Here is a 5,182-nt window from a genome sequence, read left to right as displayed (position 1 = left end):
GGCGGGCGGTGCTCTCGGGCGCGCCCTGCATCGCCTCGATCGCGACGCCGCTCTCCTCTTCGCCCGCCTGCGCGGTACGCTGGATCGCTGCCGAGAAGCGCGACGCGACGGCGCGCGGGATCTCGAACGCGGTCTCGTTCGGGCCGATGCGGATCGCACCGATCTCGGACTTGGTGATGTGCCCGCGACGGCAGATCAGCGGCAGGATCCAGCGCGGATCGGCGTTCTGGCGACGACCGATGTCCATGCGGAACCAGACCGTGTCCTCGAAGCCCGCGCGCGGACCCTGCGAACGATCGTCGCTGACCGACTGTTTGCTCTGGTCGATCAGGTCCTCGGCCTGCGGCATCGTCGCGCGGTGCATGTGCACCAGCGCCGCGGCGATATCCTCAGGCGTCTTCTCGGCCATCAGGCGGGTCGCGAGCTCGCGATCCTCGTCCTCGACCTCGACCGGCTGCATCAGCATCGTGATCAGACGCTCATGGTCGTTCTTCCGGATGTCCTCGGCGGTCGGGGCGTTGACCCACTCCGCGTTGATCTTCGCACCTTTCAGCATCATGTCGACACGACGGCGACGCGGGAACGGCACGATCAGCACGGCGGTGCCCTTCTTGCCCGCACGACCGGTACGACCCGAGCGATGCTGGAGCGTCTCGGCATCGCGTGGCAGTTCGACGTGAACGACGAGGCTGAGCGTCGGCAGATCGATGCCGCGCGCGGCGACGTCGGTCGCGACGCAGACGCGCGCACGGCGATCGCGCAGGGCCTGGAGCGCGGCGTTACGCTCGTTCTGCGAATGCTCACCCGACAGCGCGACCGCGGCGAAACCGCGCTCGACCAGGCTCGCATGCAGATGGCGGACGTTATCGCGCGTCGCGCAGAACAGCATCGCCGTCTCCGCTTCGTGGAAGCGCAGCAGGTTGATCACCGCATGCTCGATCTCGGACGGCGAGACCGTGACGGCCTGGTACGAGATGTCGCCATGACCGCGATCCTCGCCGACGGTCGAGATCCGCACCGCGTCGCGCTGGTAGCGCTTGGCAAGCGCGACGATCGGCCGCGGCATCGTCGCCGAGAACAGCAGGGTACGGCGCTGCTCGGGCGACGCGTCGAGGATCTGCTCGAGATCCTCGCGGAAGCCCATGTCGAGCATCTCGTCGGCTTCGTCGAGCACCGCGACCTTCAGGGCCGACAGGTCGAGCGCGCCGCGCTCGAGATGGTCGCGCAGACGGCCAGGCGTGCCGACGACGATATGCGCGCCGTGCGCGAGGCTGCGACGCTCCTTCGAGGCATCCATCCCGCCGACGCAGGTCGAAATGCGCGCACCCGCCTTGGCATAGAGCCACATCAGCTCGCGGCTGACCTGCAGCGCGAGTTCGCGCGTCGGGGCGATGCAGAGCACAAGCGGCTTGTGCGGCGCTGGCAGGCGCTGGACGCCGTCCTCGCCTGCTTCACCGAGCAGTTCGCCGGCCATGGCGAGGCCGAACGCGACGGTCTTGCCCGAACCGGTCTGTGCGGACACGACGAGATCGCGACCGACCGCATTCTCCTCGATCACATGCGCCTGGACGGGGGTGAGCGCGGTATAGCCACGCGCGGCGAGCGCTTCGGAAAGAAGCGACGGAATATTTGAAAAAGGCATGTACGTCCTAATTGGTGGCCGGCTTGACGCTACGGCAAAGCACTGGCGTGGTGGTCCCTACAGGACTTGGCCCGCGGCCCACCCGCTCGCCCATGCCCATTGGAAGTTGTAGCCGCCGAGCCACCCTGTGACATCGACCGCTTCGCCGACCGCATACAGGTTTTTTACGCGTTTGGCTTCCATTGTTTGTGAAGAAAGCTCAGCAGTGCTGATTCCGCCCGCCGTCACCTCCGCCTTGGCATAGCCTTCGCTGCCATTTGGCGTGAATTGCCAATGGCTTAGCGCACGCTCGGCGTCCTGCAGCCGGCGATCGGTGAGCGTGGAAATCTCCCCCGTCATCCCCAGCCGCTCGCTCAGCGTCTCCGCGAGTCGGTCGGGCAGCGTCCCCCCGAGCAGTTTGCGCAGCGTCGTACGCGGCGTGGTGCGCTTCGCCGCGGGGAGCCAGCCGGAGTCCCGGTCGGGGACAAAATCGATGCCCACCGGCTGGCCATGCCGCCAATAGGACGAGGCCTGCAGGATCGCCGGGCCCGACAGCCCGCGATGCGTGAACAGCGCCGCCTCGCGAAACGCGGTCTTGCCGGCCGTCGCAACGACATCGGCGGCGACGCCCGACAATTCGCGAAACAGGATCTCGTCGCCGCCGAGCGTCAGCGGGACGAGCGCGGGCCGCGGCTCGACCACCTTCAACCCGAATTGCCGCGCCAGATCATAGGCAAAACCGGTCGCGCCCATCTTCGGGATCGACGGCCCACCGGTCGCGATCACCAGCGCGGGCGCGGTGACCGCGCGGCCGTCGATCGCGACGCGGTAGCCGCCGTCACCCTGCTCGACCGCAGTGACGCCGCGTCCCAGCGACAGGTCGACCCGCCCCTTGTCGCATTCATCGAGCAGCATCTCGACGATCTGTTTCGCCGAGCCATCGCAGAACAGCTGCCCCAGCGTCTTTTCGTGCCACGCGATCCCGTAGGACTCGACGAGGGCGAGGAAATCCTGCGCGGTGTAGCGACCGAGCGCGGACTTGGCGAAATGCGGATTGGCGGAGATATAGCGGTCGGCGGCGGTGTGCATGTTGGTGAAATTGCACCGCCCGCCGCCCGAGATCAGGATCTTCTTCCCCGCCTGCTCGGCATGGTCGACGAGTAGGACTCGCCGCCCGCGCTGCCCCGCGACCGCGGCGCACATGAGCCCGGCGGCGCCCGCCCCGAGGATGATCGCGTCATAGTCGGACAAGGTTCGCTCCGTGCGGCGCGGGGTGCCGGCCGCTGGTCAAAGGTGTTTCCCCGCGAAGGCGGGACCCGGACTGGGCTCCCGCCTTTGCGGGAGAACAAGGCCGGATGTAGCGCGTTCGGGATCGCCCATATAGGCGCCACCGGCTCCTAACGAAAGCACCACCCCGGCGAAGGCCGGGGCCCAGTTGGGGGACGGCAATGACGCACGTCGCGCGCCGTTACCCCCACCTCGCCAACTGGACCCCGGCCCCCGCCGGGGTAGTGAATTCTTCAATCGTCATCCTGACAAAAGTCAGGATCCAGAGCCACAAGCGGCGACGCCGGCGGCTCTGGATCCTGGATCACGTCCAGGATGACTAAAAAATCAGCGCAGCTTCGCGATATTCAGCGAATCTTCCTTCGCCCGCGTCTTCACCGATTCCTCGCTCCGCGTCAGCGCCTTGGCGATCGCCTTCAGCGCCATGCCCTTCTTGGCGAGCGTGTGCAGCTTCTGGATCTCGTCCTGGGTCCAGGGCTGGCGGTGCCGTTCGAATTTTGCCTCGGCCATTATGCGATCTCCACTATCTCGATCGCATCCGCCTTGCCGGCAAACGCGACCGTCTCGCCCACTGCGGCGCCCATCAGCGCGCGCGCGAGCGGGGCGGAGAAAGCGAGGCGATCCTCGCCCGGCTCGGCCTCGTCGCCGCCGACGATCGCGATCGTCCGTTCCGCGCCGTTCATCCGCACGCGCACCGACGATCCGATCCCGACCTCACCCTCTTCGGGCTCCGGCGCGAGCTCTGCCGTCGTCTGCCGTGTGTGCCAGTAGCGCAGGTCGCGCAGCAGAACCTTGCGTGCTTCCTCGTCGGTCTCGGCCGCCACCGCCGCCTCGATCGTCTCGACGCGCTCGCCGATCAGCGCAAGGCCGCGCGCCGTGACCAGATTGGGCCCCGGCGCGATCGGCTGTTCGAACTTCGGCTCAAGATGTTCCTCGTCGCTTTCACGGCGAAACGCGACGCTCATGCGCTTACTTCAGACATGCGACGATCCCGGCGATCGCCGCCAGCGTGCCATCGACATTCTTCACCTTCACGACGTCGAGCCCGAGCTGCTCGGCCGGATAGTCGTTGCCGCCCGGGAAGATCGCGTCGCCGATGAACATCATCTTGTCGAGCGCGATGCCGCTCGCCTCGTTGAGCTTCTTCAGGCCATACGCCTTGTCGACACCTTCGCGCGTGATGTCGATCGAGGTCGCGCCGCCCATGTTGATCGACAGACCCGGCAGACGCTGGCGCAGATCGGCCTGGATCACCTTGCGCTTGGCGAAATCGGGATCCCAGCTGTGTTTGGCGTCGATCGGTGCTTCCTGGCCGAGCGCGGAGAAGGTGATCTGGCTGCCGCGATCCTCGATCCGCTCGCCCCAGGTCTGCTCGGGGACGAACCCGGTCGCCTCGAGCGACTCATCGAACGCCTTCAGGATCTTCTGCTTCTCGTCGTCCTCGAACAGCTCGGCATAGACCGCACGCCAGGCGTCGTCGAACCGGTACAGCTTGGTGCCGGTCGTCGGCATCAGCCACAGCTTGGTGCGATCAGCGCGCTCGGGCAGGCGGCTCGCGACCTGCTTTTCGAACTGCGGCCAGTCGCCACCCGAGATCACCGCGACATGCGCGACGTCGAGCAGGTCGGCGAGCGCCTCGCCCATCGGCTCCTGCAAGGGCTGCTTGCTTTCGGCCAGCGTTCCGTCGAGGTCAAAGGCAACCAACTCTTTCATGCGGAAACTCCAGTCAGGATAAATGTATCGATCGCGTGCGCGACGCCATCGGCATCGTTCGCGGTGGTAATCTCGTGCGCGACGTCGCGGACGGACTGCGGCGCATTGCCCATCGCGATCGCCAGCCTGGCCCGCTTGAGCATCGCGATGTCGTTCGCCTGGTCGCCGATCGCCGCGGTCCGCGTCAGGCTGATGCCGAACGCGTCCGCGAGTTCCTCGATCCCGCTGCCCTTGTTGCCCGCCACGGGCGTGATGTCGAGATAATAGGTCTGGCTCTGGACGATCGTCGCCTGCGCGTCGAATTTCGCTGCGACCTTGGCGTGCAGGTCGCGCAGCAGGTCCTCGTCGTCGCTGACGAACGTCACCTTGTCCGCCTTGCCGAGCAGGTCGGTGAAGTCGGCGACGATCACCGGATCCTGCGCCGAGGCCTTGCGCTCGCTGTCGACATGCCCGCCCTGGTCGGTGCTGGCATACCAGACGTCGTCGGCGAAGATCCAGGTATCGACGGGGGCGTCACCGATGATCTCCATCGCGCCGCGCACGACGTCGATATCGACCATG

The 5,182-nt window shown here is 66.8% G+C and carries 6 protein-coding genes; all 6 read right to left on the bottom strand.

The features are described from left to right. Positions 1 to 1,642: DEAD/DEAH box helicase (locus sphsw_RS17705; protein ID WP_031441773.1), on the bottom strand; the 1,642-nt coding region annotated here is incomplete at its 3' end. A gap of 57 nt (positions 1,643 to 1,699) precedes the next feature. After that, the gene (locus sphsw_RS17700; RefSeq protein ID WP_031441772.1) at positions 1,700 to 2,872 is read right to left on the bottom strand and encodes an NAD(P)/FAD-dependent oxidoreductase; all 1,173 of its coding nucleotides are present in this window, start codon (positions 2,870 to 2,872) and stop codon (positions 1,700 to 1,702) included. A gap of 363 nt (positions 2,873 to 3,235) precedes the next feature. Next, positions 3,236 to 3,418, bottom strand: a complete 183-nt coding sequence (locus tag sphsw_RS17695; protein ID WP_031396458.1) for a hypothetical protein — start codon at positions 3,416 to 3,418, stop codon at positions 3,236 to 3,238. Next, positions 3,418 to 3,873 (bottom strand): GreA/GreB family elongation factor, encoded by a 456-nt coding sequence (locus sphsw_RS17690; protein ID WP_031441771.1) that lies wholly within the window; start codon positions 3,871 to 3,873, stop codon positions 3,418 to 3,420. Before sphsw_RS17690 ends, sphsw_RS17695 begins: the two co-directional genes overlap by 1 nt. Positions 3,874 to 3,877: 4 nt before the next feature. Next, positions 3,878 to 4,621, bottom strand: a complete 744-nt coding sequence (locus sphsw_RS17685; RefSeq protein ID WP_031441770.1) for an HAD-IIB family hydrolase — start codon at positions 4,619 to 4,621, stop codon at positions 3,878 to 3,880. Then, the coding region (locus tag sphsw_RS19075) for an HAD hydrolase family protein (protein WP_042467755.1) at positions 4,618 to 5,182 on the bottom strand (565 nt) is incomplete at its 5' end. The genes sphsw_RS17685 and sphsw_RS19075, both read right to left, overlap by 4 nt.

The organism is Sphingomonas sp. FUKUSWIS1 (assembly GCF_000733135.1).
GTDB lineage: Bacteria > Pseudomonadota > Alphaproteobacteria > Sphingomonadales > Sphingomonadaceae > Sphingomonas > Sphingomonas aerolata.
Note: the sequence above shows the minus strand (reverse complement) of the source record. Positions and strands in the feature narration are given on the sequence as shown.